Genomic DNA, 26,851 nt, shown 5'->3' with positions numbered 1-26,851 from the left:
CACGCATGATGCAAGCGAAACAGGGTCGCAACGGCGAGAACTATCCCTGTAACGCCTGTTTTTGTTCCCGAATATCCCGCTCAATGCCTTCGCGCACGTCTTGTGGGATCTTTAACGCATCGCCCAGGGCGTTAAGGTAGCTCCGCTCCATAAAGTGATCGATATCGATGGCGGCACAGCTGAGGAAATAGAGTTCAAGCGCCTCTTCCTCATTTTTCACGCTTTGCGCCAGACGCTGCGGCTCCAGAGGCTGTTCGATGGCCTGCGCCACCAGCGCTCTGCCCTTCTCTTCGACGCCGGCTTCGCGAAGCTGCTGTTCGATCGCCAGCCGTTCCTTATCGTCGATATGTCCGTCACTTTTCGCGGCAAAAACCAGCGCAAGAATGAGCCTTTCGGTACGCAGATCCAGCGGCGAGGTGTGCTCGCCGTAGTGCGGTTCATCGCTGTGCGCGGTCCGGACCCTGTCCTTGTATTTATTCCACAGGACGGTGCCCGCAATGGCGCCCCCACCGGCGAGCAGCGCGCCTGTCCCATACTTTGCCAGCAGCTTGCGCGAGGATTTATTCGCGACCAGCAGGCCTGCCAGCCCGCCGAGCGCCCCGGGCACCAGTAGTTTGCTGAGATCCCGCTCGCCGGAAGACGACGTTTTCTGCCCTAACAGTGATTGCAATTGATTTAGCCAGCCAGACATGGTTTCCCTCACTTAACGGTGAACATGTTCCACAGCGTAAGCGAGCAGGCGTCAGGAAATGTCTGGGCGGGCTAAAGAAGCGCAAATTTCTTCTCCCCTCGCCTGGCCGTGCACAAGACAGACGCAAACGTTTTCGTTTATACTGCCCGCAACTTTTTCAGGGGGATTGTTATGATTCGTTTAGGAACCGCGCTGCGACCTGCGGCGACGCGAGTGATGCTGTTGGGATCGGGCGAGCTGGGAAAAGAGGTCGCCATTGAGTGCCAGCGTTTAGGCGTGGAAGTCATTGCCGTAGACCGCTACGCCGATGCACCTGCCATGCACGTCGCCCATCGTTCTTATGTGATTAACATGCTGGACGGCGATGCCCTTCGTGAGCTGATTTCACGCGAGAAGCCTGATTTCGTTGTACCGGAAATTGAAGCCATCGCCACCGACACGCTGATTGCGCTTGAGCAGGAAGGCCAGCGCGTGGTGCCCTGCGCGAAAGCCGCAAAGCTGACCATGAACCGAGAAGGCATTCGTCGTCTGGCGGCAGAAGAGCTCGGGTTGCCCACGTCGAGCTATCGTTTTGCTGGCGATAAGGCCGCATTCCTGCAGGCCGTTGAGGAGATTGGTTACCCGTGCATCGTTAAGCCGGTGATGAGCTCTTCCGGTAAAGGACAGAGCTTTATCCGCGACAGCAGCACGCTGGACAAGGCGTGGGAGTACGCCCAGCAGGGTGGCCGCGCCGGTGCCGGTCGCGTGATCGTTGAAGGGGTGGTGAAGTTTGATTTCGAGATCACCCTGCTGACCGTCAGCGCCGTTGACGGCGTCCATTTCTGCGACCCGATTGGCCACCGCCAGGAAGATGGCGATTACCGCGAATCCTGGCAGCCGCAGCAGATGAGCGCCCTGGCGCTGGAGCGTGCGCAGGCGATCGCCCGTAAAACCGTCCTGGCGCTGGGCGGCTATGGCCTGTTTGGCGTGGAGCTGTTTGTGTGCGGCGATGAGGTGATCTTCAGCGAAGTCTCCCCTCGCCCGCATGACACCGGCATGGTCACGCTGATTTCGCAGGATCTCTCCGAGTTCGCCCTGCACGTGCGCGCCTTCCTCGGCCTGCCCGTCGGCGGTATCCGTCAGTACGGCCCGGCCGCCTCGGCGGTGATCCTGCCGCAGTTAACCAGCCAGAACGTTACGTTTGATAACGTTGACGCGGCGGTGGGTGCCGGGTTGCAGGTCCGTTTGTTCGGCAAGCCGGAGATCGACGGTACCCGTCGTCTTGGCGTGGCGTTAGCCACCGGAGATAACGTTGATGACGCCGTGGTGAGAGCGAAAGCGGCCGCAGCAAGCGTTAAAGTAACGGGATAAAAAAACGGGCCGAAAGGCCCGTTTTTCATGCGGCGAATGACTTACTGCTTCGCGCCTTCTACCGCTTCGCGAGCCAGTTTGGTGATGCGATCCCAGTCGCCCGCTTCCAGCGCATCCGCCGGAACCAGCCATGAGCCACCGATGCACAGCACGCTTTTCAGCGCCAGGTAGTCACGGTAGTTGGCAGGAGAGATACCGCCCGTCGGGCAGAAGCGTACCTGAGAGAATGGACCGGCAATCGCCTGCAGCGCTTTGGTGCCGCCGTTCGCTTCCGCCGGGAAGAATTTGAACTCTTTCAGACCGTAGTCCATGCCCAGCATCAGTTCAGAAACGGTGCTGATGCCCGGGATAAGCGGAATAGTACCTTCGGTGGCGGCTTTCAGCAGCGACTCGGTCAGGCCCGGGCTGATGGCAAACTGTGCGCCCGCTTCGGTCACTTCAGCCAGCTGTTTTGCGTTCGTTACGGTACCCGCACCGATAATGGCGTCCGGCACTTCTTTGGCAATCGCGCGAATGGCATCCATCGCGCAGGCGGTACGCAGGGTCACTTCCAGAACGCGAACGCCGCCCGCAACCAGCGCTTTCGCCATCGGTACAGCGTGCTCCAGCTTGTTTACCACGATAACCGGCACGACAGGGCCAGTGGTCAGGATTGCTTCTGCACTTGTTTTCCAGTTTTTCATCAGAGTCTTCTCTCGCCAGATCGTTAAAATCAAGTCGTCTTAAAACGTAATACAGGTTGCGCCCTGCTCAGCACCGGAGAGGTTCTCACGCAGTGCGCCAAACATTTCGCGTCCTGTTCCCACGCGCGACGCGCTCAGGTCAGGAATATGGGGCTGACGTGCCGCCAGCTCGGCGTCATCCAGCAGCAGGGTTAACTCGCCTGTCTGACCGTTAACGCGGATCATGTCACCGTCACGCACTTTCGCCAGCAGGCCGCCGTCGTACGCTTCCGGCGTCACGTGGATAGCTGATGGCACTTTACCTGAGGCGCCAGAGAGGCGTCCATCGGTCACCAGTGCAATTTTGAAACGGCGGTCCAATAATACACCAAGTGGTGGCATAAGTTTATGTAATTCTGGCATCCCATTGGCTTTAGGCCCCTGATGACGCACCACTACCACGCAGTCTTTGTCGAGCAGACCGGCGTCAAAGGCAGGTAATACGTCGTGCTGGCTTTCAAATACCACCGCTGGCGCTTCGATAATCTGGTTCTCTTCCGGTACGGCAGAGGTCTTCATTACCGCGCGACCGAGGTTACCGCTCAGCACCTTTGTGCCACCGTGAGGAGAGAAAGGTTTGTCGATGGTGGCAATAACCTGCGCATCAAGAGATGCGGTCGCCCCTTCGCGCCAGTCCAGCTCGCCGTTGTTCAGCCATGGCTCCTGGGTGTAGCGCTGCAGGCCAAAGCCCGCTACGGTGTTAACATCTTCATGCAGCAGACCGCCCTTCAGCAGCTCGCGCATGAGCAGCGGTACGCCGCCGGCGGCCTGGAAGTGGTTGATGTCCGCCGGACCGTTTGGATACAGGCGCGCCATCAACGGCACCACGGAAGAGATCTCGGAGAAGTCATCCCAGTTAATCAGAATGCCCGCCGCACGCGCCATGGCCACCAGGTGCATGGTGTGGTTGGTCGAACCGCCGGTGGCCAGCAGCGCGACAATCCCGTTGACGATAACCTTTTCGTCGACCATTTTGCCCATCGGCATCCATTCGTTGCCGTTTCCGGTCAGACGCGTGACCTGACGGGCCGCGGCCTCGGTCAGCGCTTTGCGCAGCGGTGCATCCGGCTGGATAAAGGACGAGCCCGGAAGCTGCATCCCCATAAACTCCACCACCATCTGGTTCGTGTTCGCGGTACCGTAGAACGTACAGGTGCCCGGCGCGTGGTAGGATGCAGCTTCCGCTTCCAGCAGCGCCTGACGATCTGCTTTTCCTTCCGCGTACAGCTGGCGAATGCGCACTTTTTCTTTGTTCGGCAGGCCGCTTGCCATTGGGCCCGACGGCACGAAGATCGCAGGCAGATGACCAAACGACAGCGCGGCCATCACCAGGCCCGGAACAATCTTGTCGCATACGCCGAGATAGAGCGCGCCATCAAACATGTTGTGTGACAGGCCCACCGCCGCGGACATGGCAATGACTTCACGGCTCAGCAGGGAGAGCTCCATACCGTCCTGACCCTGCGTCACGCCGTCGCACATGGCGGGTACCCCACCCGCCACCTGGCCGACCGCATTCACGCTGTGCAGCGCTTTACGGATGATATCCGGGTAAACCTCATAGGGCTGGTGCGCGGAGAGCATATCGTTATAGGCGGTAATGATGGCGATATTGTTACGCAACATGCTTTTCAGCGACGCTTTATCGTCAGGCTGGCAGGCGGCGAAGCCGTGCGCCAGGTTACCGCAGGCCAGCTGGGAGCGGTGAACGGTGTGGCTCTTCGCCTGTTCAATCCGGGCGAGGTAGGCCGAACGGGTCTCTTTCGAGCGCTCAATAATGCGCTGCGTTACGCGTAACAATGTCGGATTCATAAAAGCTCCTCTCATTTATCTGTCCGGGCTCGGGAGTTTACAAAGTCGCTGGCAGTTGTTAACAACGCTGAAACGCTTGCTGTCCGGAGCTCAGGGGCAAAATCACTTCCGGCAGTGTAATAAAAAAAGCTCCGCGGGTGAATCCACGCGGAGCTTAAAAGTTGAAAATTGTGCCACGAGCTGTGTTAGATCATGTTACCGGTAAAATAACACTTTCGGGCTAGCGGATTATCTTACTCAAACTCGTTCCAGGAGCGGCCATCACGGGTGATCATTGCCACCGACGCGACAGGTCCCCATGTGCCCGCCTGATACGGTTTTGGCGCATCCTGATCGGCAGCCCAGGCTTCGGTGATGGAGTCGACCCATTTCCACGCCTCTTCCACCTCATCGCGACGCACGAACAGCGCCTGGATACCGCGCATGGTTTCCAGCAGCAGACGCTCGTAAGCATCGGCCAGGTGTGTCTGGTTGAAGGTTTCGGAGTAGCTCAGATCCAGCTTGGTGGTCTGCAGGTTGTGTTTATGATCCAGGCCCGGCACTTTGTTCAGGATCTGGATATCCACGCCCTCGTCCGGCTGCAGACGAATGGTCAGCTTGTTCTGCGGCAGCTCCTGCCAGGACTCTTTGAACAGGTTCAGTTCCGGGTTCTTAAAGTAGACTACCACTTCGGAACATTTCGCAGGCAGACGCTTACCGGTGCGCAGGTAGAACGGAACCCCCGCCCAGCGCCAGTCGTCGATGTCCACGCGGATGGCCACGAACGTCTCGGTGTTGCTGGACTTGTTCGCGCCCTCTTCTTCCAGGTAGCCAGGCACCTTTTTGCCTTGCGCAAACCCGGCGGTGTACTGGCCGCGAACGGTCTTCTCGCGCACGTTGGAGCGGTCGATGCGGCGCAGCGACTTCAGCACTTTCACTTTGGCGTCACGGATGCTGTCCGCCGTCAGATCAGACGGAGGAGACATGGCAATCATGCACAAAATCTGCAGCAGGTGGTTCTGGATCATGTCGCGCATCTGACCGGCCTGGTCAAAGTAACCCCAGCGACCTTCAATCCCCACCTCTTCCGCCACGGTGATTTCCACGTGGTCGATAGTGCGGTTATCCCAGTTATTTACAAACAGGGAGTTAGCAAAACGCAGCGCCAGCAGGTTCAGCACCGTCTCTTTACCGAGATAATGGTCGATACGGTAGACCTGGCACTCTTCAAAGAACTCGCCCACCTGGTCGTTGATTTCACGCGAGGTTGCCAGGGACGTACCCAGCGGCTTCTCCATCACGACGCGCGCCGGTTTGGCGTTCAGTTTGGCTTCGCCCAGGCCCTTGCAGATGGCGCCGAAGGTGCTTGGCGGCATGGCGAAATAGTTAATGGTGACGCGGTTTTTCTGATCCAGCATCGCGCCCAAGCGAGCGAACGCGCTGACGTCATTCACGTCAAGGTTGCAGAAATCGAGACGACCGCTCAGGGTATCCCACAAACTTTCATCAATTTTTTCCTTCATGAAAGTTTCGAGCGCCTCGCGGACGACTTTGGTATAAGCGTCCTTATCCCAGTCGGCGCGCCCAACACCCAGGATACGGGTATCCGGATGAATTTGGCCCGCTTTCTCCAGTTGATACAGGGAAGGCAGCAATTTTCGGCGTGCAAGATCGCCTTTCGCGCCGAAAATGACCAGGTCACATGCCTGGGCTGTTTGCGTTACCGCCATGTCATTCTCCTCAGTTGGATCACCTGGTGCTTCTGCCAGGTATCGTTGTAATTTTATTACAATGCACTGTACTGCTTTTACGTCATTCCCGAAACCATTAGCGCTTATCGTCGCGTGCGATACCGCGATTTTTCACCCATTGGATGATTTCGACGGCTTAATGACGCAACAACCGTCGTTTCTTTGCGCAACAGGGTCATAGCAAAACCCGACATCGATCAAGTAATGAAAAAAAACAACAACATTATCTCGTCGATTGTTACCCTTAATGGAAGCCACAGGGGTAATATCGGCTAAATCGAATCACGATTTCATCAATTAATGAAATCGTTTACACCCATGAGCGTCCTGTTAACATGAACATGCTGGAAAAAATCCAGTTTCAACTGGAACACCTTAGCAAATCCGAGCGAAAAGTGGCCGAGGTCATTCTCGCCTCTCCCGCTCAGGCGATTCATTCAAGCATCGCCGCTCTGGCACAGGAAGCGGGTGTTAGCGAACCCACGGTCAATCGCTTCTGCCGCAGCCTGGAAACGCGCGGCTTTCCTGATTTTAAACTGCATCTGGCACAAAGTCTGGCTAACGGCACCCCTTATGTTAATCGTAATGTGGATGAAGACGACAGCGTTGATGCCTATACCGCAAAAATTTTTGAGTCGGCCATGGCTTCGCTTGACCACGTCCGTCAGTCTCTGGACATGAGTTCCGTGAATCGCGCAGTGGATTTACTCACCCAGGCCAAGCGAATTGCCTTCTTTGGGCTCGGGTCGTCGGCGGCCGTCGCGCATGACGCCATGAACAAATTTTTCCGCTTTAACGTCCCGGTGATTTATTCCGATGACATTGTCCTGCAACGCATGAGCTGTATGAATTGCAGTGAAGATGACGTCGTGGTACTGATTTCGCATACTGGCCGCACTAAGAGTCAGGTAGAACTGGCGCAGCTGGCCCGTGAAAACGATGCCATGGTGATTGCGCTGACCACGGCGGGCACACCGCTGGCCCGTGAGGCGACGCTGGCGATCACTCTCGACGTGCCGGAAGACACCGACATTTATATGCCAATGGTCTCCCGACTGGCCCAGCTCACCGTGATTGACGTGCTGGCGACCGGTTTTACCTTACGCCGGGGGGCAAAATTCCGGGATAACTTGAAGCGGGTCAAGGAAGCGCTGAAGGAATCGCGTTTTGATAAAGAATTGCTTATAAAGAGCGATGTTCGATAGTTGATAACGAAGACGTCACGAATAATGACGAAGTAACGATTTACGGCATTCGGTCCCCTCTCCACTGCCTTGCAGCAGATGAAGGCCGATTCAATGTTCACGCAACACCAAAGTTGTTTCAGTCAACGGAGTATTACATGTCCAGAAGGCTTCGCAGAACCAAGATCGTAACCACCTTAGGCCCGGCCACCGATCGCGATAATAATCTCGAGAAAATTATCGCCGCTGGCGCCAACGTGGTGCGTATGAACTTCTCTCACGGTACGCCAGAAGACCATAAATTACGTGCCGATAAAGTGCGTGAAATCGCAGCCAAACTGGGCCGTCACGTTGCGATCCTCGGCGATTTGCAGGGTCCAAAAATCCGCGTTTCGACCTTTAAAGAGGGTAAAGTTTTCCTCAATATCGGCGACAAATTCCTGCTGGATGCCAACCTGGGCAAAGGCGAAGGCGATAAAGAGAAAGTCGGTATCGACTATAAAGGCCTCCCGGCTGACGTCGTACCTGGCGATATCCTGCTGCTTGACGACGGTCGCGTGCAGCTGAAAGTGCTGGAAGTTCAGGGCATGAAAGTGTTCACCGAAGTCACCGTCGGCGGCCCGCTCTCCAACAATAAAGGCATCAACAAGCTGGGCGGCGGCCTCTCTGCGGAAGCGCTTACTGATAAAGATAAAGCGGATATTGTGACTGCTGCGCTGATCGGTGTTGACTACCTGGCCGTCTCCTTCCCGCGCTGCGGCGAAGATCTGAACTATGCGCGTCGTCTGGCGCGTGATGCAGGCTGCGATGCCAAAATCGTCGCCAAAGTTGAGCGTGCGGAAGCCGTTTGCGATCAGGATGCTATGGACGACGTGATCCTTGCCTCTGACGTGGTGATGGTTGCGCGTGGCGACCTGGGTGTGGAAATCGGCGACCCTGAGCTGGTGGGTATTCAGAAAGCCCTGATTCGTCGCGCACGTCAGCTGAACCGCGCGGTGATCACCGCCACTCAGATGATGGAATCGATGATCACCAACCCGATGCCAACCCGTGCAGAAGTGATGGACGTGGCCAACGCCGTGCTGGACGGTACCGATGCGGTAATGCTCTCTGCGGAAACCGCTGCGGGCCAGTATCCGGCAGAAACCGTGGCCGCCATGGCACGTGTTTGCCTGGGTGCTGAAAAGATCCCAAGCATCAACGTCTCTAAACACCGTCTGGACGTGCAGTTCGACAACGTTGAAGAAGCGATTGCGATGTCTGCAATGTATGCGGCAAACCATCTGAAGGGCGTTACCGCGATCATCACTATGACCGAATCTGGCCGCACCGCGCTAATGACCTCTCGTATCAGCTCAGGTCTGCCGATCTTCGCCATGTCCCGTCACGAACGTACGCTGAACCTGACGGCGCTGTACCGCGGCGTGACGCCGGTACACTTCGACAGCACCAATGACGGCGTGGCCGCGGCGCACGATGCCGTAAACCTGCTGCGCGACAAAGGCTATCTGGTCTCTGGTGATATCGTCATTGTGACCCAGGGCGATGTGATGAGCACCATCGGCTCAACCAACACCACGCGCGTTATGACCGTCGAGTAATAACGACTCTGTTAAAAAACCCTCTCCAGATGGAGAGGGCTTTTTTTATTTCGTTGGATAAAGCTCTTTGCGTTTATACGGCTCTTTTTCACCCGGCTTACGCGTTTTAAGCAGCTTCAGGATCCACGTGTACTGCTCGGCATGCGGCCCTACCAGGATCTCCACCTCTTCGTTCATCCGACGGGCAATGGTGTGGTCGTCAGCGGTCAGCAGATCGTCCATCGGCGGACGAACCTCAATGCTCAGGCGATGCGTTTTACCGTCGTAGACCGGGAATAGCGGGATCACGCGGGCACGACACACTTTCATCAGGCGGCCAATCGCAGGGAGCGTCGCTTTATAGGTCGCAAAGAAATCGACAAACTCGCTGTGCTCGGGGCCGTGGTCCTGATCCGGCAGATAGTAGCCCCAGTACCCCTGGCGTACCGACTGAATGAACGGCTTAATGCCATCGTTGCGCGCATGCAGGCGTCCGCCAAAACGACGACGCACCGTATTCCAGACAAAATCGAAGATTTTATTGCCCTGGTTATGGAACATTGCCGCCATCTTCTGGCCCTGAGAGGCCATTAGCATCGCCGGAATATCAACGCCCCAGCCGTGTGGGACAAGGAAAATGACTTTCTCGTCATTGCGGCGCATCTCCTCAATAATATCCAGCCCTTTCCAGTCAACGCGATCGACAATTTTCTCCGGCCCTTTCAGCGCCAGCTCCGCCATCATCGCCATGGCCTGCGGTGCGGTGGTATACATCTCATCAATGATTGCCTCGCGCTCGGCGTCGCTCTTTTCAGGAAAACAGTAATAGAGATTAATCTGCGCGCGACGGCGGGCACTCTTGCCTAAGCGCCCGGCAAGACGGCCAATTTTACCCAGGACAGGATCGCGGACGGAAGCCGGCAGCAACGCTATCCCCGCAAAGGCGTAAACACCGAGCCAGGCGCCCCAGTTGCGCGGATGGCGGAAGGATTTTTCAAACTCAGGAATGTATTCAATATTGTTTTTTTGGGTTTCCATGCTGGATCCAGGGTCTGATGACGCAAAATTAATTCAGATAGTGTAGCGAGGCAGTCGTCCGCGCACAAAAGAAAAAGCCGGCGTCAGGGTGCGCCGGCTTTTTTAACAAAAACAGAGGGCTTAGTCTAAGCTCAGCTGCGGCAACACCTCTTTCACCTGCGCCAGGTAATCCGTACGATCTTTACCCGTCAGGCCTTCGGTGCGCGGCAGTTTCGCCGTCAGCGGGTTCACGGCCTGCTGGTTGATCCACACTTCGTAGTGCAGGTGCGGGCCGGTAGAGCGACCGGTATTACCGGAGATCGCAATGCGGTCACCACGCTTCACCTTCTGTCCTGGTTTAACCAGCAGCTTACGCAGGTGCATATAGCGGGTCGTATACGTGCGACCATGTCGTACCGCAACATAATATCCGGCTGCGCCGCTACGTTTGGCCACCACCACTTCGCCATCCCCAACCGCGAGTACCGGTGTGCCCTGCGGCATAGCAAAGTCAACGCCACGGTGCGGTGCGACGCGTCCGGTGACAGGGTTCAGACGACGCGGGTTAAAGTTGGAGGAGACGCGGAACTGTTTCGCCGTCGGGAAGCGCAGGAAGCCCTTTGCAAGGCCCGTACCGGTGCGGTCGTAGAACTTGCCGTCTTCGGCACGGATCGCGTAGTAATCTTTGCCCTCGGAGCGCAGACGCACGCCCAGCAGCTGGCTTTGCTCGCGCTTGCCGTCCAGCATTTCGCGGGACATCAGGACGGAAAACTCATCGCCTTTTTTCAGCTTGCGGAAATCCATCTGCCACTGCATGGCTTTGATCACCGAACTGATTTCAGCGCTGGTCAACCCTGCGTCGCGCGCGCTGGAGACAAAGCTTGCGCCCACGGTGCCTTTGAGAACGCTGTTGACCCAGTCGCCCTTCTGCATTTCGCTGGTCATTTTGAAACCGGTTGCCGTGCGATCGTAGGTGCGGGTTTCACGGCGGGACATTTCCCAGGTCAGACGCTGGAGATCGCCATCGGCCGTTAACGTCCAGGAGAGCTGTTGCCCAATTTTCAGGTTGCGAAGATCTTTATCTGCCGCCGCCAGCTGGCTGATATTGCCCATGTCGATGCCGTACTGGTTCAGCACGCTGCTCAGCGTGTCCCCGGTAGAAACTACATATTCGTGGATACCCGCTTCGTTCTCGGTTTTATCGTCCAGTTCATCCTGTGGAATGGCTTCATCTTCCTGAGCCGACTGGTCGATAGGCTCACTGGCTTCAGGCAGCAAAGAGCGGATTTCGCTCTTTTCAAGCTCGATGGTTTTGATGATAGGGGCAGAACTCGGGTGGTAAACATAGGGCCGCCAGACGGCGACCGCTAAGGTGAGTACTGTAAGCGACCCCAGCATGACGCGGTGGGGTCGAGGCAGATTGTTAAATGCCAGGGCGACAGAGCGGGCTATCTGTTGCACGTATTCACTTCCTCGTTAATCTCCTTTCAGGCAGCTCGCATACTGGTTCGCCAGTTGGCTGAGGAACTGCGAATAGCTCGCTTTGCTCAACTGGATATTCGTTCCTAGCGGGTCAAGGGTCCCCATGCGCACGGATGTCCCCCTGGCCACGGCTTCTACGACCGCTGGCCTGAACTGTGGCTCAGCAAAAACGCATGTCGCTTTTTGCTCAACCAGCTGTGTTCTGATTTCATGTAAACGCTGCGCACCAGGTTGAATTTCAGGGTTGACGGTAAAGTGCCCCAGCGGGGTCAAACCGTAGTGTTTTTCGTAATAGCCGTAGGCGTCATGAAAAACGAAATACCCTTTTCCTTTCAACGGTGCGAGCTCATTACCTACCTGCTTATCGGTTGCGGCTAATTGTGCCTCAAAATCTTTCAGGTTGGCGTCTAGTTTGGCTCGACTTTGCGGCATAAGTTCCACTAATTTGTCATGGATTGCAACCGCTGAAAGCCGCGCTATCTCTGGGGATAACCAAAGATGCATGTTGTACTCGCCGTGATGGTGATCTCCATCACCTTTTTCACCGTCGGCAGCATGATGGTCATGTTCATCGCCGTCGTCATCCGTCCCTTTCATGAGTAACGGTTTCACGCCTGGGAGGGCGGCAATCGCGACCTGTTTTTCGCCCGCCACCTGTTTTGCTGACTTCTGCATAAACGCTTCCATTTCCGGACCAATCCAGACAACTAAGTCCGCGTTTTGTAAGCGTTTTACGTCTGAAGGGCGCAGGGAGTAGTCATGCTCGGATGCACCATCCGGGAGCAGAACCTGAGTTTCTGTTACCCCGTCAGCAATGGCTGACGCGATAAACCCGAGTGGTTTAAGCGAAGCGACAACCGCAGCGTTAACATCTTGTGCGGTTGTGCCCCAAAGGGCAGCGGATAATGCTGCGAAAAGAAGCGTATTTTTATGTAACATAATGCGACTAATCATCGTAGTGAATGCGTGGAATGTGATATTATAACATTCGTTGACTTCTTCAAGCTTAAAATGACATGACGACATTGGTTTCTCTTGAAAATATTTCGGTCTCATTTGGCCAGCGCCGCGTCCTTTCTGACGTGTCGCTCGATCTGAAGCCCGGCAAAATTCTGACGCTGCTCGGCCCCAATGGCGCAGGCAAATCCACCCTGGTTCGCGTGGTGCTGGGTCTGGTCGCACCCGATGAAGGCGTGATCAAGCGTGAGGAAAAATTGCGCATCGGCTATGTGCCGCAAAAACTGCACCTCGACGCCACGCTGCCGCTGACGGTGAGCCGTTTCCTGCGCCTGCGTCCCGGCACGCGTAAAGCCGATATTCTCCCGGCGCTGAAGCGCGTGCAGGCAGGCCATCTTGTCGATGCGCCGCTGCAAAAACTGTCCGGCGGTGAAACGCAGCGCGTATTACTTGCCCGTGCGTTGCTCAGCAGCCCGCAGCTGCTGGTGCTGGATGAGCCGACGCAGGGGGTCGACGTCAACGGCCAGGTCGCGCTATACGATCTTATTGACCAGCTGCGTCAGGAACTGAACTGCGCGGTACTGATGGTATCCCACGACCTGCATCTGGTGATGGCAAAGACTGACGAAGTGCTGTGTCTTAACCACCACATCTGCTGCTCCGGCACGCCAGAAGTGGTCTCCATGCACCCGGAATTTATCTCCATGTTCGGCCCTCGCGGCGCTGAACAGCTCGGCATCTATCGCCATCATCATAATCATCGCCATGATTTGCAGGGACGAATCGTTCTGCGTCGGGGAAATGGACACTCATGATTGAACTGTTACTGCCCGGCTGGCTGGCCGGGATTATGCTTGCCTGCGCCGCGGGTCCACTCGGCTCGTTTGTGGTGTGGCGCAGAATGTCTTACTTCGGCGATACCCTGGCGCACGCGTCCCTGCTGGGCGTGGCTTTTGGCCTGCTGCTGAACGTCAACCCGTTCTACGCGGTGATTGTGGTCACGCTGCTGCTGGCGGCCGGTCTGGTCTGGCTGGAAAAGCGCCCTCACCTCGCCATCGATACCCTGCTTGGCATCATGGCGCACAGTGCCCTGTCGCTGGGCCTGGTGGTGGTCAGCCTGATGTCCAATATCCGCGTGGATCTCATGGCTTACCTGTTCGGTGACCTGCTGGCCGTCACGCCTGACGATCTCATCGCTATCGCCATTGGCGTTGTGGTGGTGCTCGGGATTCTGCTCTGGCAGTGGCGTAACCTGCTGGCGATGACCGTCAGCCCCGATCTGGCGTTCGTCGATGGCGTGAAGCTGCAGCGCGTTAAGCTGCTGCTGATGCTGGTAACGGCGTTAACCATTGGCGTGGCGATGAAGTTTGTCGGCGCGCTGATTATTACATCGCTGCTGATCATCCCTGCGGCTACGGCGCGTCGTTTTGCCCGTACGCCGGAGCAGATGGCCAGTGTTGCCGTAATTATCGGGATGATTGCGGTAACGGGTGGGCTAACCTTCTCGGCGTTCTATGACACGCCTGCGGGGCCGTCCGTGGTGCTGAGTGCGGCGGTTTTGTTTATCTTCAGTATGATGAAGAAGACCGCGCAGTAGCGGGTATGTCCCCGGTGGCGCTTCGCTTACCGGGGCTATAAATTATCGCTGCTTACGGCATTGCCGGTGGCGTAATGCCGAAATGATTCCACGCCCGCACCGTGGCCATACGTCCACGCGGGGTGCGCTGCAGGAAGCCCTGCTGGATCAGATACGGTTCAAGCACGTCCTCAATGGTTTCACGCTCTTCCCCGATTGCCGCCGCCAGGTTATCCAGCCCGACCGGGCCACCAAAGAACTTGTCCAGCACCGCCAGCAGCAGCTTGCGGTCCATGTAGTCAAAACCTTCGGCATCGACGTTCAGCATATCCAGCGCCTGCGCGGCGATCTCTGCGGAGATCGAACCGTTGTGCTTCACCTCAGCAAAGTCACGCACGCGGCGCAGCAGGCGGTTGGCGATACGCGGCGTACCGCGGGAACGCTTCGCCACTTCAAACGCCCCCTCTTCGCTCATCTCCAGCCCCATATAGCGGGCGCTGCGGCCAACGATGTGCTGGAGATCGGCCACCTGGTAAAACTCCAGACGCTGCACGATACCGAAACGGTCGCGCAGTGGAGAGGTCAGCGACCCGGCTCGCGTCGTGGCGCCTATTAGGGTAAACGGCGGCAGATCGATTTTGATGGAGCGTGCAGCCGGACCTTCACCAATCATGATATCCAGCTGATAATCTTCCATCGCCGGATAGAGCACCTCTTCCACCACCGGCGACAGGCGGTGGATCTCATCGATAAACAGCACGTCATGCGGTTCGAGGTTGGTCAGCATGGCCGCCAAATCGCCCGCCTTCTCCAGCACCGGGCCGGAGGTGGTGCGCAGGTTCACGCCCATTTCATTAGCAACGATGTTCGCCAGCGTGGTTTTGCCTAAACCCGGCGGGCCAAAAATCAGCAGGTGATCGAGCGCATCGCCGCGCAGCTTTGCCGCCTGGATAAAAATCTCCATTTGGGAACGAACCTGCGGCTGGCCAATGTACTCATCAAGCAGTTTTGGGCGAATCGCGCGATCCACCACATCCTCTGCCTGAACAGTGCCTGCCGAAACCAGGCGGTCTGCTTCAATCATCCTTTACCTCACAATGCAGCGCGCAGCGCTTCACGAATCAGGGTTTCACTGCTGGCGTCCGGTTTGGCAATTTTGCTCACCATACGGCTGGCCTCCTGAGGTTTATAGCCCAGTGCCACCAGCGCGGCAACCGCTTCCTGCTCCGCGTCATCATCCGCCGCAGGCGCGCCTGGGGAGGTCAGCACCAGATCGGCCGCCGGCGTGAAGAGATCGCCATGCAGGCCTTTAAAGCGGTCTTTCATCTCGACAATCAGGCGCTCTGCCGTTTTCTTACCAATGCCAGGAAGCTTAATCAGCGCCGCAGGATCTTCACGCTCAACGGCATTCACAAACTGTGGTGCAGACATGCCGGATAAGATCGCCAGCGCCAGCTTCGGCCCGACGCCGTTGGTTTTAATCAGCTCGCGGAACAGGGTGCGTTCCTGTTTGTTGTTGAAGCCGTACAGCAGCTGAGCATCTTCACGCACCACAAACTGGGTAAAGACAATCGCCTCTTTGCCCGCGTCCGGCAGCTCGTAGAAGCAGGTCATCGGCATATGGACTTCATAGCCCACGCCACCCACTTCCAGCAGCACTAACGGGGGTTGTTTTTCAATGATGATGCCTCTAAGTCTGCCTATCACGTGACGCTCCTGCGTTCTGGAAGAAATTAACTGCCGACATAATAAAAAAAGGCTGGATAAACATCCAGCCTGATTTGTCATTATCGTAACCTGCCTCGCGCCAGATTGAGCCGCGATTCGCTCATTTGCATCGCGTTCTGGCTGACGTGACAGTGGGTAATCGCAATCGCCAGCGCATCGGCGGCGTCGGCCTGCGGGTTAGCAGGGAGCTTGAGCAGGGTCCGCACCATGTGCTGCACCTGACTTTTCTCCGCGCTACCGATGCCCACCACCGTCTGCTTAACCTGCCTTGCCGCGTATTCGAAAACCGGCAAATCCTGGTTCACCGCAGCGACAATGGCCACCCCGCGCGCCTGACCGAGCTTTAGCGCCGAATCGGCGTTTTTCGCCATAAAGACCTGCTCGATGGCGAAATAGTCCGGCTGAAACTGGGTGATGATCTCCGACACGCCCGCATAGATGAGCTTCAGGCGCGACGGCAGATCGTCCACTTTGGTGCGAATACAGCCACTGCCCAGGTAGGTTAACTGGCGTCCCACCTGACGGATAACGCCATAACCGGTGACGCGTGAGCCTGGGTCAATCCCGAGAATAATCGACATCACGCGTCTCCTGTAACGGGTTTACACGCTCCCATCAGAGAGTCGCTGCAACCTCATCAGAGATTTCACCGTTGTGATACACTTCCTGCACGTCGTCGCAGTCTTCGAGCATGTCGATCAGACGCAGCAGTTTTGGTGCCGTTTCTGCATCCATGTCCGCTTTGGTGGACGGGATCATGGAGACTTCAGCGTTGTCCGCTTTCAGGCCCGCCGCTTCCAGCGCATCGCGCACGGCACCCATCTCTTCCCAGGCGGTATAAACGTCGATAGCGCCGTCGTCGAAGGTCACTACGTCTTCCGCACCGGCTTCCAGCGCCGCTTCCATGATCGCATCTTCGTCGCCTTTCTCGAAGGAGATGACGCCTTTTTTGCTGAACAGGTAAGCAACGGAACCGTCAGTGCCCAGGTTGCCACCGGTTTTGGTGAACGCGTGGCGCACTTCCGCAACGGTACGGTTACGGTTGTCGGAGAGGCATTCAACCATCACCGCCGTACCGCCAGGACCGTAACCTTCATAGATGATGGTTTCCATGTTCGCGTCTTCATCACCGCCGACGCCACGTGCGATAGCACGGTTCAGGGTGTCACGCGTCATGTTGTTAGACAGCGCTTTATCCACCGCCGCACGCAGACGTGGGTTAGAGGCCGGATCGCCGCCGCCCAGACGCGCTGCCGTCACCAGCTCGCGAATGATTTTGGTAAAGATCTTACCGCGCTTGGCATCCTGTGCCGCTTTGCGGTGTTTGGTGTTGGCCCACTTACTATGACCTGCCATAAAAATATCCTCAAAGAGCGCGCCTTTTCAGGCAGCGTTAATTACAAATTCTTCAATCGCCTGCCGGTTGCTCCACGACTTGGTCAGTGCGGCGGCATCCGCCGCATTCACCCAGCGGTAGGTCAGGTGTTCGGTAAACACGATCTCCCGTTCATGGGGGAGCGCGAGACAGAACCACGATTCCGTATTGCGCTCGGTACCCGGCGCGTAGCGATGACGTAAATGGCTAAAAATTTCGAACTCCACCGTGCGCTGACAGTCCTTCAGGGTCAGTTGCTCGCGGGCAACGTCAATGGCGACCTCTTCCTTTACTTCACGCGCGGCGGCCTGCGGCGCGGTTTCCCCCTCTTCCAGACTGCCGGTAACCGACTGCCAGAATTCAGGGTCATCGCGCCGCTGCAACATCAGCACCCGCTTCGTGTCTTCTGCATAAATGACCACCAGGACCGAAACGGGGAGCTTATATGTCATATCAGTTTTTCTCTTCCTTCTTCACCACCTCAATGCCCAGCTCAGCCAGTGCGGCCGGGTTGGCAAAGCTTGGCGCTTCGGTCATCAGACACGCTGCAGCAGTGGTTTTCGGGAAAGCGATAACATCACGGATGTTATCGGTGCCGGTCAGCAGCATGGTCAGACGGTCAAGACCGAAGGCCAGACCCGCGTGCGGAGGCGTACCGTATTTCAGCGCGTCCAGCAGGAAGCCGAATTTCTCGCGCTGCTCCTGCTCGTTGATGCCCAGGATGCCGAACACGGTCTGCTGCATTTCACCGCTGTGAATACGCACGGAACCACCGCCCACTTCGTAGCCGTTGATGACCATATCGTAGGCGTTGGCGACGGCCTCTTCCGGTGCCGCTTTCAGCTCGGCAGCCGTCATGTCTTTCGGCGAGGTGAACGGGTGGTGCATCGCGGTCAGGCCGCCTTCACCGTCGTCTTCAAACATTGGGAAGTCGATAACCCACAGCGGCGCCCATTTGCTCTCGTCGGTCAGATTCAGGTCTTTACCGAGCTTCAGACGCAGCGCGCCCATCGCATCCGCAACGACTTTCTTGTTATCTGCACCGAAGAAGATCATGTCGCCGTCCTGCGCGCCGGTGCGCTCCAGGATCGCTTCCACGATGTCCGCGTTCAGGAATTTCGCAACCGGGCTGGTGATACCTTCCAGACCTTTCGCACGCTCGGTCACTTTAATATAGGCCAGACCTTTCGCGCCGTAGATCTTGATGAAGTTGCCATAGTCGTCGATCTGCTTACGGCTCAGAGCCGCGCCGCCCGGTACACGCAGCGCGGCCACGCGGCCTTTGGCGTCGTTAGCCGGACCCGCGAAGACCGCGAACTCCACGTTTTTAACTAGATCAGCTACGTCCACCAGCTCCATCGGGTTACGCAGGTCGGGTTTGTCAGAGCCATAGCGACGCTCGGCTTCCGCGAAGGTCATGATTGGGAAATCGCCCAGCTCAACGCCTTTCACGTCATTCCACAGGCTACGCACCAGGGCTTCCATCACTTCACGCACCTGCTCGGCGGTCATGAAGGAGGTTTCCACATCGATCTGGGTAAATTCAGGCTGGCGGTCAGCACGCAGGTCTTCGTCGCGGAAGCATTTCACGATCTGATAGTAGCGATCGAAGCCGGACATCATCAGCAGCTGTTTGAACAGCTGTGGAGACTGTGGCAGCGCGTAGAATTTGCCTTTATGAACGCGGGATGGCACCAGGTAATCGCGCGCGCCTTCCGGCGTGGCTTTGGTCAGCATCGGGGTTTCGATATCGAGGAAACCGTGGTCATCCATAAAGCGACGCACCAGGCTGGTGATTTTCGCACGGGTTTTCAGGCGCTGAGCCATCTCCGGACGACGCAGATCCAGGTAGCGGTATTTCAGACGCGCTTCTTCAGTGTTGACGTGGTTGGAGTCCAGCGGCAGCGCTTCAGCACGGTTGATGATCGTCAGATCGGACGCCAGCACTTCAATGGCACCCGTCGCCATGTCGGCGTTAACGTTTTTCTCGTCACGCGCACGCACGGTGCCGGTGACCTGAATGCAGAACTCATTACGCAGCTCAGAGGCCAGCTTCAACGCATCTGCACGATCCGGATCGAAGAACACCTGAACGATACCTTCGCGGTCGCGCATATCGATGAAGATAAGGCTACCAAGATCACGACGACGATTGACCCAACCACACAGGGTGACCTGCTGTCCGACGTGGGACTGACGCAGCTGCCCGCAATATTCTGTACGCATGAGATATCCCTTAATTAGCCGCAGGCTAAATGTCGCCTGGTATGCAGGCTACTATGTCGCAGCTTTCTGTATGTCACAACTGGATGAAAAAAGGCGGCTATTATACTGGAAATTCCGCCGGACGATAAGAGCGAACCACGGCCAGGCGGTCGTTTGCTGCACTCTTATTGCGCATTCTCACAAAAATTAACAAAATTATGCGACCAATAACAGGCCATCGCGTCGTATGGTGTGTGGAAGTGATTCATTTAACGGGAGTAACGATGTTAACCCTTGATGCCAGCAAAACCGCGCTTGTGGTGATTGATTTACAGGAAGGCATTTTGCCCTTCGCCGGTGGCCCGCATACCGCGGACGATGTGGTCAGCCGAGCCGCCCGCCTGGCGGAACAATGCCGTGCCAGCGGTGCCCCGGTTGTCATGGTGCGCGTCGGCTGGTCTGCGGATTACGCAGAAGCGTTAAAACAGCCCGTTGATGCGCAGACTCCCGCCCGCGCCCTGCCGGAAAACTGGTGGACGTACCCGGTATCGCTTGGCAAACGCGACAGCGACATTGAAGTCACCAAACGCCAGTGGGGCGCCTTCTACGGCACCGATCTTGAGCTGCAGCTCCGCCGTCGCGGCATTGACACGATCATCATGTGCGGTATTTCCACCAACATCGGCGTGGAGTCGACTGCCCGCAACGCGTGGGAGCTCGGCTTTAATCTGGTGATCGCCGAAGATGCCTGCAGCGCGGCCTCCGCGGAACAGCACCAGGGCAGCATGACCCATATCTTCCCGCGCATCGGCCGCGTGCGCAGCACGGATGAGATTGTCAGCGCGCTATGATGTATGTCGGTTTACCCCAGTGGTCGCACCCGAAATGGGTGCGCCTTGGCATCACCAGCCTTGAAGAGTATGCTCGACACTTCAACTGCGTCGAGGGTAACACTACCCTCTATGCGCTCCCGAAAGCCGAGATTGTTGCACGCTGGCGGGAGCAAACAACCGACGACTTCCGCTTCTGCTTCAAGTTTCCGGCGACCATTTCTCACCAGGCCGCGCTGCGAAACTGCGGTGAGTTGACCGACGAATTCTTTGGCCGGATGGCGCCTCTGGCAAACCGCATCGGCCAGTACTGGCTGCAGCTTCCGGCCACGTTTGCTCCGCGCGACCTGCCTGCGCTCTGGCAGTTCCTGGATGCCCTGCCCCGGGAATTTACCTACGGCGTGGAGGTTCGACACCAGGACTTCTTTGCGAAAGGCGAAGCGGAAAAAGCGCTCAACCGCGGCCTGCTTGAGCGTTCCGTTAACCGGGTGATCCTCGATAGCCGTCCGGTGCACAGCGCGATACCGCATAACGAGGCCATCGTTGAAGCTCAGCGTAAAAAACCGAAAGTGCCGGTCCACGCCATCGTGACCGCGAAGAACCCAATGGTCAGGTTTATCGGCAGCGATAACATGCTGCAAAACCAGGCGATGTTCGCCGTCTGGCTGGAAAAACTGGCCTCGTGGGAACACACCACCACGCCGTATCTCTTTTTGCACACGCCGGATATTGCCCAGGCCCCCGAACTGGTCGATGCTCTGTGGCAGGCCTTGCAGGCTGCGGTGCCGTCCGTGGGCAGCGCCCCTTCCATCCCACAACAATCTTCTCTTTTCTGATATCACCCCCTATCATAGGGAAGTGCCATCTGCCAAAAACAGGGAGTTTGTATGGTCAGCGCGCTGTACGCGGTGTTAGGTGCATTACTGCTGATTAAGTTTTCATTTGACGTTGTGCGCCTCAGAACGCTCTACCGCGTTTCTTACGGTGACGGCGGCTTTTCCGAGCTGCAAAGCGCTATCCGCATTCACGGCAATGCGGTCGAATACATCCCCGCGGCCCTCATCCTGCTGCTGTTTATGGAGATGAATGGCGCAGAAACCTGGATGGTGCACATCTGTGGCCTGCTGCTTATCGCTGGCCGCCTGATGCATTATTACGGCTTTCACCACCGCTTAATCCGCTGGCGTCGTTCCGGCATAAGTGCAACCTGGTGTTCGCTTTTGCTGATGGTGCTGGCTAACCTGTGGTATATGCCGTGGGAGTTGGTTTTCTCCCTCCATTAGCGCACAATACGCCACTTTATTTTTCCCGGATTTTTACGTTATGTCAGATCGCGACACGCTTTTTTCCGCGCCTATCGCCAGCCTGGGCGACTGGACCTTCGATGAACGGGTAGCCGAAGTCTTCCCGGATATGATCCAGCGCTCTGTTCCCGGTTATTCCAATATTATCTCTATGATCGGCATGCTGGCTGAGCGCTTCGTTCAACCCGGCACGCAGGTCTATGACCTGGGCTGCTCGCTCGGCGCGGCAACGCTGTCGGTACGTCGTAACGTTCATCACGAAGGCTGCCGAATCATTGCCGTGGATAACTCTCCGGCCATGGTGGAACGCTGCCGCCGCCATATTGACGCCTACAAAGCCCCTGTTCCGGTTGACGTGGTGGAAGGCGATATCCGTGAGATTGAGATCCAAAACGCCTCGATGGTGGTGCTGAATTTCACCCTGCAGTTCCTGGTGCCGGAAGACCGCCAGCTGCTGCTGGACAAAATCTATCAGGGGCTGAATCCTGGCGGCGCGCTGGTGCTCTCGGAGAAATTCAGCTTTGAAGATGCCGAGGTTGGCGAGCTGCTGTTCAATATGCACCACGATTTCAAACGGGCGAACGGCTACAGCGAGCTGGAGATCAGCCAGAAGCGCAGCATGCTCGAAAACGTGATGCTGACGGACTCCGTAGAAACCCACAAGACGCGCCTGCGTCAGGCCGGATTTGAGCATAGCGAACTGTGGTTCCAGTGCTTCAACTTTGGGTCTCTGGTGGCGCTGAAAGCGGGGAAACCCGCATGATCGAGTTCAGCAACTTCTATCAGCTGATTGCCAAAAATCACCTCTCCCACTGGCTGGAGACGCTGCCTGCGCAGATTGCCGCCTGGCAGCGGGATCAGCAGCACGGCCTGTTAAAGCAGTGGGCAAATGCGGTGGAGTTTCTGCCGGAACTGACCCCGCATCGTCTGGATCTCCTGCACAGCGTCACCGCAGAGAGTGAAGAACCGCTTCCGCCAGGGCAGATCAACCGTATCGAAACGCTGATGCGCAACCTGATGCCCTGGCGTAAAGGGCCGTTCTCGCTGTACGGCGTGAACATCAATACCGAATGGCGCTCAGACTGGAAATGGGATCGCGTTCTGCCGCACCTTTCCGACCTGACCGGGCGCACCATTCTGGACGTGGGCTGCGGTAGCGGCTATCACATGTGGCGCATGATTGGCGCGGGCGCGCATCTGGTGGTCGGTATCGACCCGATGCAGCTGTTCCTGTGTCAGTTTGAAGCGGTACGTAAGCTGCTGGGTAACGACCAGCGCGCGCACCTGCTGCCGCTGGGTATTGAGCAGCTGCCCGCACTGAAAGCCTTTGATACCGTGTTCTCCATGGGCGTGTTGTATCACCGCCGTTCCCCACTGGAGCACCTGTGGCAACTGAAAGATCAGCTGGTCAGCGGCGGCGAGCTGGTGCTGGAAACGCTGGTGATCGAAGGCGATGAACATGCCGTTCTGGTACCGGGCGATCGCTACGCGCAGATGCGCAACGTTTACTTCATCCCTTCCGCGCTGGCCCTGAAGAACTGGCTGGAGAAATGCGGATTTGTGGATGTGCGAATTGCCGATGTCAGCGTGACCTCTATCGAAGAGCAGCGCCGGACCGAGTGGATGATCACCGAATCGCTGGAGCAGTTCCTCGACCCGGCCGATCACAGCAAAACCATTGAAGGCTATCCGGCCCCGATGCGAGCGGTGTTGATTGCGACGAAGCCGTAGCCTGTTAGCCGGGTGGCGGCTGCGCCTTACCCGGCCTACTCCCGATTTTCCAGATCCGGTAAGCGAAGCGCTACCGGGCGCAGGCGAAAAAAAGGCCCCTGTTGAAATTGCAGGGGCCTGGTACAAGCAAGCATCATATTGGGCGACATGATGCGCGGTAAAAATCGGTACGTTGCTACACGTGATAGCGCTCAATCAGCGACTTCATTTCCGCAACCGACTCTCCCTCTACGCCGTAGCGTGAATACTCATCCGCTTCAGCATCCGTCGACATAGACAATCCTGTATTGCGATAACGCATGGGTGACGGCATCCATTTGCCTGCCGAGCTGTGCAGCTCTTCTACCCCGGCGTTTAAAAACCGTTCCAGATTGCTGGCACGGACTCCCGCACCCGCCATTATTATTGGAACACCGGAATGTGCTTTTAGTTCCGTAATTAATTGCAGTCCTTTTTCAGCGGACGGCTGTTGACCCGATGTCAGAATGCGCGCCACGCCAAGTTCTCCAAGCGTTTCAAAGGCCTGAAGCGGATCTTTACACATATCAAATGCGCGATGAAAAGTGACGGCGAGCCCCTGCGCGGCGCTCATGACCTGACGCATGCGCGGGAGGTCGATATTGCCGTCTTCATCCAGCAGGCCGGTGACCAGCCCGGGGAACCCCAGGTCGCGCACGAGGGCGATATCATCAAGCATGGCACCGAACTCGCCCGTCGTGTAACAAAAATCACCGCCGCGTGGACGAATAATCGGGTGAACGGGAATCGTGACGGCCTGACGGGCAGCCTTCAGCACGCCGTAAGAAGGCGTCAGCCCGCCCTCTTTGGGTGCCGCACACAGTTCAATGCGGTCAGCCCCGTAATTTTGCGCGGTGACGGCACACTCCACGCTGTAACAGCAAATCTCCAGCAGCGCCATGTAATCCTCCTTAAATTCCACCAAACGCACCATCATGACATGCCGTCTGTTTTCAGTCCCGGCGGGAACTCACATCTCTTGCGCCTCACTGGCAACGATCTGCTCAATGGTCCAGGGATGAAACTTCACCGTGACCTGCCCGTCCGTGACGGCCAGCGTCGGGTTGGGTAACCGCTCGCGTTCGCCTTTGGGCGAACTGGTCTTCACAAAAATCCCCGGCTGGCTTAAGCCTTCGTCAGCTAACAGGGCCAGCGCGCGCGCGTTTAATGTTTCCGGCTCACCCGGCAGGACAATTTCAATGTGCTCCCACCCTTCGTGCGGATAGCGCTTCTCGCCCGGCCACGGCAGTTCAACCACGGTGAATTGCCAGTGGGCCACGTTCACCGGCTCACGCAGCCTGAACAGGCAGATGGGGCGACCGTTAATGATATTCTCGGACAGTAACTCGCCGCACTGTTCAAATCCGCGACGCCAGCGCTCTGCGGTAGCATTCTGATGGCAGCGCAAAGAGATGTGATCGGCCTCAAGCGGCGCGATATCCAGGCCGAGACGGGTGGCAAGTTCTGTGAACGCCTGGGTGAAGCGCGGTAAATCTGCGGAAATATCATGCAGTTCGTCAATGGATTGCCAGTTCTCCATAAGTCACTCTCTTTTCGTGTCGCAAAGCCGCTAATTTACTCTGTTGCTCTGTTTTGACCAACCGCAGAATCCGGCTTTTTACGACTGCATATTTATGCACACCTTCTTAGCCTGGATTCTGAGCAATCTTCAGGCCCCGCGATGCTGACGGCAGAAGGCATTTGCAGTATACTCCCGCCCTAAATTCTCTAACTGGCGCGGGTGGTTGTGAGCCCGCATCAAAAAAGTAAGGTATCCAGGTGAATATTCAGGCTCTTCTCTCCGAAAAAGTCAGTCAGGCACTGATTGCCGCAGGCGCGCCTGCGGATTGCGAACCGCAGGTTCGTCAGTCAGCAAAAGTACAGTTTGGCGACTATCAGGCTAATGGCGTGATGGCAGTGGCTAAAAAACTGGGTATGCCGCCGCGACAGCTCGCTGAGCAGGTACTGACGCATCTGGATCTCGCCGGCATTGCCAGCAAAACCGAAATCGCCGGCCCAGGCTTTATCAACATCTTCCTTGAGCCTGCCTTCCTGGCAAGCCACGTTGACGCGGCGCTGAAATCCGATCGTCTGGGTGTTTCCCAGCCGGAAGCGCAGACCGTCGTGATCGACTACTCTGCCCCGAACGTGGCGAAAGAGATGCACGTTGGCCACCTGCGCTCCACCATCATCGGTGACGCCGCGGTGCGTACGCTCGAGTTCCTCGGTCACAAGGTGATCCGCGCGAACCACGTGGGCGATTGGGGTACCCAGTTCGGGATGCTGATTGCTTACCTGGAAAAACAGCAGCAGGAAAACGCGGGCGAAATGGCGCTGGCGGACCTGGAAGGGTTTTATCGCGAAGCCAAAAAGCACTATGACGAAGATGAAGCCTTTGCCGAGCGCGCGCGCAGCTACGTGGTAAAACTGCAGGGCGGCGATCAATACTTCCTCGAGATGTGGCGCAAGCTGGTTGACATCACCATGTCTCAGAACCAGCTTACCTATAACCGTCTGAACGTCACCCTGACCCGTGACGACGTGATGGGTGAAAGCCTGTATAACCCAATGCTGCCCGGCATTGTGGCGGACCTGAAAGCGAAAAACCTGGCGGTGGAGAGCGAAGGCGCAACGGTGGTGTTCCTTGATGAGTACAAAAACAAGGAAGGCGAACCGATGGGCGTGATCATCCAGAAAAAGGATGGCGGCTATCTCTACACCACGACCGATATCGCCTGCGCGAAATACCGTTATGAAACGCTGCACGCCGACCGCGTGCTGTACTACATCGACTCCCGTCAGCACCAGCACCTGATGCAGGCGTGGACCATCGTGCGTAAAGCCGGGTACGTACCGGACAGCGTTCCGCTGGAACACCACATGTTCGGCATGATGCTGGGTAAAGACGGTAAGCCGTTCAAAACCCGCGCGGGCGGGACCGTGAAGCTCTCCGACCTGCTGGACGAAGCGCTGGAACGCGCCCGTCGTCTGGTGGCCGAGAAGAATCCGGACATGCCGGCCGACGAGCTGGAAAAACTGGCGAACGCCGTGGGTATCGGTGCGGTGAAATACGCGGATCTCTCCAAGAACCGTACCACCGACTACATCTTCGACTGGGATAACATGCTGGCGTTTGAAGGCAACACGGCGCCGTACATGCAGTACGCTTACACCCGCGTGCTGTCGGTCTTCCGCAAAGCCAATATCGACGAAAGCGTGCTGGCGAATGCCACCGTGACCATCACGGAAGATCGTGAAGCGCAGCTGGCGGCGCGTCTGCTGCAGTTCGAAGAGACGCTGACCGTGGTCGCGCGTGACGGCACGCCGCACGTGATGTGTGCTTACCTGTACGATCTGGCGGGTCTGTTCTCCGGCTTCTACGAACACTGCCCTATTCTCTCTGCGGAGAATGAATCGGTCCGCAACAGCCGCCTGAAGCTGGCGCAGCTGACGGCGAAGACCCTGAAGCTGGGTCTGGATACTCTGGGTATCGAAACCGTAGAACGTATGTAATACAAAAAACCCGGCAATCGCCGGGTTTTGTTTTTTTGCAGTCCTG

At 57.0% G+C, this 26,851-nt stretch carries 26 protein-coding genes; 11 read left to right on the top strand and 15 right to left on the bottom strand.

Going from position 1 to position 26,851, the window contains the following annotated elements; genetic code table 11:
* Nucleotides 1-40 precede the first annotated feature (40 nt).
* Nucleotides 41-691: a tellurite resistance TerB family protein gene (locus B498_RS15515; protein ID WP_008500461.1), complete on the bottom strand. Its 651-nt coding sequence runs from the start codon at nt 689-691 to the stop codon at nt 41-43.
* Between the two features lie 171 nt (nt 692-862).
* Between B498_RS15515 and purT the strand changes: the two genes are divergently transcribed.
* Entirely contained in the window at nt 863-2,041 is a 1,179-nt protein-coding gene (gene purT, locus B498_RS15520; RefSeq protein WP_008500460.1) for a formate-dependent phosphoribosylglycinamide formyltransferase, read from the top strand.
* Between the two features lie 41 nt (nt 2,042-2,082).
* Here the strand turns inward: purT and kdgA are convergent, their stop codons facing one another.
* The 3 genes from kdgA to zwf form a co-directional block, all read right to left on the bottom strand.
* A complete protein-coding gene (gene kdgA, locus B498_RS15525; protein WP_008500459.1) occupies nt 2,083-2,724 on the bottom strand; it encodes a bifunctional 4-hydroxy-2-oxoglutarate aldolase/2-dehydro-3-deoxy-phosphogluconate aldolase in 642 nt (213 codons plus the stop codon).
* A gap of 39 nt (nt 2,725-2,763) precedes the next feature.
* Nucleotides 2,764-4,575 (bottom strand): phosphogluconate dehydratase, encoded by a 1,812-nt coding sequence (gene edd, locus B498_RS15530; protein ID WP_008500458.1) that lies wholly within the window; start codon nt 4,573-4,575, stop codon nt 2,764-2,766.
* Between the two features lie 233 nt (nt 4,576-4,808).
* On the bottom strand, nt 4,809-6,284 hold the full coding sequence (zwf, locus tag B498_RS15535) for a glucose-6-phosphate dehydrogenase (RefSeq protein ID WP_008500457.1): 1,476 nt from the start codon (nt 6,282-6,284) through the stop codon (nt 4,809-4,811).
* 356 nt (nt 6,285-6,640) lie between these two features.
* On the opposite strand from zwf, the gene B498_RS15540 reads away from it, so the two are divergent.
* Both B498_RS15540 and pyk read left to right on the top strand, forming a co-directional pair.
* Nucleotides 6,641-7,510, top strand: a complete 870-nt coding sequence (locus tag B498_RS15540; protein ID WP_008500456.1) for a MurR/RpiR family transcriptional regulator — start codon at nt 6,641-6,643, stop codon at nt 7,508-7,510.
* A 137-nt stretch (nt 7,511-7,647) separates the two neighbouring features.
* Nucleotides 7,648-9,090, top strand: a complete 1,443-nt coding sequence (gene pyk / locus B498_RS15545; RefSeq protein ID WP_008500455.1) for a pyruvate kinase — start codon at nt 7,648-7,650, stop codon at nt 9,088-9,090.
* Between the two features lie 45 nt (nt 9,091-9,135).
* Here the strand turns inward: pyk and lpxM are convergent, their stop codons facing one another.
* From lpxM to znuA, 3 genes are all read right to left on the bottom strand, one after another.
* Nucleotides 9,136-10,107, bottom strand: a complete 972-nt coding sequence (gene lpxM, locus B498_RS15550; RefSeq protein ID WP_008500454.1) for a lauroyl-Kdo(2)-lipid IV(A) myristoyltransferase — start codon at nt 10,105-10,107, stop codon at nt 9,136-9,138.
* Between the two features lie 120 nt (nt 10,108-10,227).
* The gene (mepM, locus tag B498_RS15555; RefSeq protein WP_008500453.1) at nt 10,228-11,547 is read right to left on the bottom strand and encodes a murein DD-endopeptidase MepM; all 1,320 of its coding nucleotides are present in this window, start codon (nt 11,545-11,547) and stop codon (nt 10,228-10,230) included.
* Nucleotides 11,548-11,562: 15 nt separating this feature from the next.
* Nucleotides 11,563-12,507, bottom strand: coding sequence for a zinc ABC transporter substrate-binding protein ZnuA (gene znuA / locus B498_RS15560; protein WP_025910050.1), 945 nt, complete (start codon nt 12,505-12,507; stop codon nt 11,563-11,565).
* 77 nt (nt 12,508-12,584) lie between these two features.
* On the opposite strand from znuA, the gene znuC reads away from it, so the two are divergent.
* Together znuC and znuB are read left to right on the top strand one after the other, a co-directional pair.
* Nucleotides 12,585-13,340 carry a zinc ABC transporter ATP-binding protein ZnuC gene (gene znuC / locus B498_RS15565; RefSeq protein ID WP_008500451.1) on the top strand — a complete coding sequence of 252 codons (756 nt, stop codon included), beginning with the start codon at nt 12,585-12,587 and terminating at the stop codon, nt 13,338-13,340.
* Nucleotides 13,337-14,122 (top strand): zinc ABC transporter permease subunit ZnuB, encoded by a 786-nt coding sequence (znuB, locus tag B498_RS15570; protein ID WP_008500450.1) that lies wholly within the window; start codon nt 13,337-13,339, stop codon nt 14,120-14,122. The genes znuC and znuB overlap by 4 nt, the downstream gene beginning before the upstream one ends.
* Nucleotides 14,123-14,174: 52 nt before the next feature.
* Here the strand turns inward: znuB and ruvB are convergent, their stop codons facing one another.
* The 6 genes from ruvB to aspS all read right to left on the bottom strand — a co-directional run bounded on the left by ruvB (nt 14,175) and on the right by aspS (nt 19,430).
* Nucleotides 14,175-15,185: a Holliday junction branch migration DNA helicase RuvB gene (ruvB, locus tag B498_RS15575; protein WP_008500449.1), complete on the bottom strand. Its 1,011-nt coding sequence runs from the start codon at nt 15,183-15,185 to the stop codon at nt 14,175-14,177.
* 8 nt (nt 15,186-15,193) lie between these two features.
* Nucleotides 15,194-15,808, bottom strand: coding sequence for a Holliday junction branch migration protein RuvA (gene ruvA / locus B498_RS15580; RefSeq protein ID WP_008500448.1), 615 nt, complete (start codon nt 15,806-15,808; stop codon nt 15,194-15,196).
* Nucleotides 15,809-15,888: 80 nt separating this feature from the next.
* Complete coding sequence (gene ruvC / locus B498_RS15585; protein ID WP_003859749.1) at nt 15,889-16,410, bottom strand: crossover junction endodeoxyribonuclease RuvC; 522 nt, start codon at nt 16,408-16,410, stop codon at nt 15,889-15,891.
* Between the two features lie 34 nt (nt 16,411-16,444).
* Nucleotides 16,445-17,185, bottom strand: coding sequence for a YebC/PmpR family DNA-binding transcriptional regulator (locus tag B498_RS15590; protein WP_008500447.1), 741 nt, complete (start codon nt 17,183-17,185; stop codon nt 16,445-16,447).
* 27 nt (nt 17,186-17,212) lie between these two features.
* Entirely contained in the window at nt 17,213-17,656 is a 444-nt protein-coding gene (gene nudB, locus B498_RS15595; RefSeq protein ID WP_008500446.1) for a dihydroneopterin triphosphate diphosphatase, read from the bottom strand.
* A gap of 1 nt (nt 17,657) precedes the next feature.
* Entirely contained in the window at nt 17,658-19,430 is a 1,773-nt protein-coding gene (aspS, locus tag B498_RS15600; protein ID WP_008500445.1) for an aspartate--tRNA ligase, read from the bottom strand.
* Nucleotides 19,431-19,693: 263 nt separating this feature from the next.
* On the opposite strand from aspS, the gene B498_RS15605 reads away from it, so the two are divergent.
* The 5 genes from B498_RS15605 to cmoB are packed head-to-tail and all read left to right on the top strand — an operon-like array spanning nt 19,694 to nt 23,274.
* Entirely contained in the window at nt 19,694-20,260 is a 567-nt protein-coding gene (locus tag B498_RS15605) for a hydrolase (protein ID WP_008500444.1), read from the top strand.
* Entirely contained in the window at nt 20,257-21,075 is an 819-nt protein-coding gene (locus tag B498_RS15610; protein ID WP_008500443.1) for a DUF72 domain-containing protein, read from the top strand. Before B498_RS15605 ends, B498_RS15610 begins: the two co-directional genes overlap by 4 nt.
* 51 nt (nt 21,076-21,126) lie before the next feature.
* A complete protein-coding gene (locus B498_RS15615; protein WP_008500442.1) occupies nt 21,127-21,522 on the top strand; it encodes an MAPEG family protein in 396 nt (131 codons plus the stop codon).
* A 40-nt stretch (nt 21,523-21,562) separates the two neighbouring features.
* Nucleotides 21,563-22,306 carry a carboxy-S-adenosyl-L-methionine synthase CmoA gene (gene cmoA / locus B498_RS15620; protein ID WP_008500441.1) on the top strand — a complete coding sequence of 248 codons (744 nt, stop codon included), beginning with the start codon at nt 21,563-21,565 and terminating at the stop codon, nt 22,304-22,306.
* Entirely contained in the window at nt 22,303-23,274 is a 972-nt protein-coding gene (cmoB, locus tag B498_RS15625) for a tRNA 5-methoxyuridine(34)/uridine 5-oxyacetic acid(34) synthase CmoB (protein WP_008500440.1), read from the top strand. The genes cmoA and cmoB overlap by 4 nt, the downstream gene beginning before the upstream one ends.
* A gap of 175 nt (nt 23,275-23,449) precedes the next feature.
* On the opposite strand, the gene cutC is transcribed toward cmoB, so the two are convergent.
* Together cutC and B498_RS15635 are read right to left on the bottom strand one after the other, a co-directional pair.
* On the bottom strand, nt 23,450-24,193 hold the full coding sequence (cutC, locus tag B498_RS15630) for a copper homeostasis protein CutC (protein ID WP_008500438.1): 744 nt from the start codon (nt 24,191-24,193) through the stop codon (nt 23,450-23,452).
* 69 nt (nt 24,194-24,262) lie between these two features.
* Nucleotides 24,263-24,832, bottom strand: coding sequence for a VOC family protein (locus B498_RS15635; RefSeq protein WP_008500437.1), 570 nt, complete (start codon nt 24,830-24,832; stop codon nt 24,263-24,265).
* A gap of 239 nt (nt 24,833-25,071) precedes the next feature.
* On the opposite strand from B498_RS15635, the gene argS reads away from it, so the two are divergent.
* A complete protein-coding gene (gene argS, locus B498_RS15640) occupies nt 25,072-26,805 on the top strand; it encodes an arginine--tRNA ligase (protein WP_008500436.1) in 1,734 nt (577 codons plus the stop codon).
* Nucleotides 26,806-26,851: the final 46 nt, after the last annotated feature.

This window comes from Enterobacter sp. SST3 (genome assembly GCF_000286655.1).
GTDB lineage: Bacteria > Pseudomonadota > Gammaproteobacteria > Enterobacterales > Enterobacteriaceae > Enterobacter > Enterobacter roggenkampii.
The sequence above is the reverse complement of the archived record's forward strand: the minus strand, read 5'-3'. Positions and strand labels throughout refer to the sequence as shown.